Source organism: Marinobacter sp. F3R11 (assembly GCF_003318275.1).
In the GTDB taxonomy this organism is placed as follows: domain Bacteria; phylum Pseudomonadota; class Gammaproteobacteria; order Pseudomonadales; family Oleiphilaceae; genus Marinobacter.
The window spans coordinates 1-1,875 of record NZ_QOCH01000007.1 but is presented as its reverse complement, the minus strand read 5'-3'; the positions used below and the strand labels follow the sequence as shown (position 1 = coordinate 1,875).

The following is a 1,875-nucleotide window of genomic DNA, read 5'->3' as shown; positions in this document are numbered from 1 at the left end:
AGTGGGAGGCAATGACCACGATATCGGGCTTGAGATTGGGCACGCAATCGTAGAGGTCATCCGTATCGGTAATGGGACCGATCACTTCAAAACCCAGTTCGGTCAGCAGTGCTACCAACTCTTCCGATCGCTTACTTCCGGTATCAACTAACAGTAGGCGGAGGCTCATAGCGCTTTCCCTAAGTTCGAGTACATATGTTCGCCAACTTTGGAGAGGACATTCCCCTTCCTCTGGCGCTGCATAACTTGAACTGAAGGATCAGAGCAGGTGCTCTGCCTTCACTTTCGCGCTCATGGGAGCTCATGGCTTTACAGGTATAAGCAGAACCGGTGGCCCGGCCCCCCGCAGATTCAGGAGTCAGTATTTTAAGCATCTGTCAGGCACCTATGGTATCGGGGGGCTTGCCACATAGTGAAAACTCAGGTCGCGCGTGAGTCAGATTCAGAACGTAGCGCCGAGCGTCAGCCACAGCTTTTGGGTGTCTACCTTGCCCGAAGCACTGTCTCCAGCGAAGTAAGTGGCATACTTGACTCCCGCGGTGTAGTGCCCGGCAAAACCACGGTTGTATGCAAGGTTGAACTCGTCGCCAAGATCGTCAATTCCTGGTGTAGACTCATCTGCGGCGTAGTCATGATAGGCAATGGCCCATTTGCCGCCTGCCAGACTGCCATTGACTGATACAGACAGATCTTTCAGCCCGTTAGCCGGAGTGGATAGAAACTGATCAGCCCAGCCGTTGAAGGCATGCAGAAGGGCAAGAGGGGTAGAGAATCCGTAGTTGCCATCGTCTGAGCCCAATACGTCATACCCCAGAACAACGTTGACACCGCTGACGCCTATACCTGCTGTCACACTATAGTAATTGGCGTCAAAATCGGTACTGCCTGACTCGGCTTTTTGCGTTGCATATTCAGCAGCATAGATCAGTTTCATTAATTCCAGTTCGCGACTGCCTGCGAAGCGCAATCCGTATGTATCCAGGGAATTATCTGGTCCTTCATCAACCTCCAGTAAATAGGCATAGGAAGAGAGTTTTCCGAAGGCTGTTTGATACCCAAGATTCAACAGGTGATCGTTAGCGGGAAGATCCCCTGCTTCAGCAAAAATACGATTGCGCTGATTCAGAAAAGCGTACCCCAGAGACAAGGGTCCCTCAGGTGCATAAGTCAGTCGCAAAGCATCGAAAGTCTGCCTGTCTTGTCTCCATCCTACGTGGCCAATGAAACGTTGGTTGTCATAAGTGATGACCTGGCGTCCAAAACGGGCTGTAACATCGTAGGCACTGTATTGCAGGTAAGCCTGGTCAACTTCTGTGGTTTCGGGGTCGGGAATAACTGAATAGTTTGTATTCTTACCCAAGGTATCGTTGAAATCGTCCTCCCCCAGAACGGATCTGGAATCTTCGAACTCCAGAACACCGGTTACGCCATGGTAGCTTCCGCTGGTATACCCGAGCCGGGTGCGGATAGTCAGCGCCGTCGCGTCTTCGAGAGCGTTATCCTGATCCACTGATTCATAGCGAAGGCGTACGTTTCCGCTCACACTTCCGCTACTTAGCGCATCGTACAGGGTTTGTTCGGCAGCCTGAATTGGAGTGCTGATAATCAGGGCTCCAGCTACACCAGTTAAATACCGTATCGTTCGTTCATTCATGAATATTTTCTCTATATATGTGAAAAATCTTTATTAAAAAAGGATGTTAGAAACGTACACTGCCAGCGCTGTGCCCCACCCCGCCACTGGCATCCCGCTGCGGAGTTCCCTGTTATCTACCGTTCGGACAGGCTAATCCGGCTTCTGTTTTCTGATTGGTTAAACACCCGAATCGCCCGGGGACTCCCAAGGAGCTACCGTGGCCACACCGATCATGCTGT

General features: G+C 51.3%; 1 protein-coding gene. It reads right to left on the bottom strand.

Features of this window, described 5'->3' with window-relative positions; all coding sequences use genetic code 11:
- Positions 1–442 precede the first annotated feature (442 nt).
- The gene (locus DS878_RS02720) at positions 443–1,654 is read right to left on the bottom strand and encodes an alginate export family protein (RefSeq protein WP_113814416.1); all 1,212 of its coding nucleotides are present in this window, start codon (positions 1,652–1,654) and stop codon (positions 443–445) included.
- Positions 1,655–1,875 lie beyond the last annotated feature (221 nt).

Coding starts and splice junctions, on each gene's coding strand:
- DS878_RS02720 (WP_113814416.1), bottom strand. CDS start 1,654: ATGAATGAACGAACGATACGGTATTTAACTGGTGTAGCTGGAGCCCTG.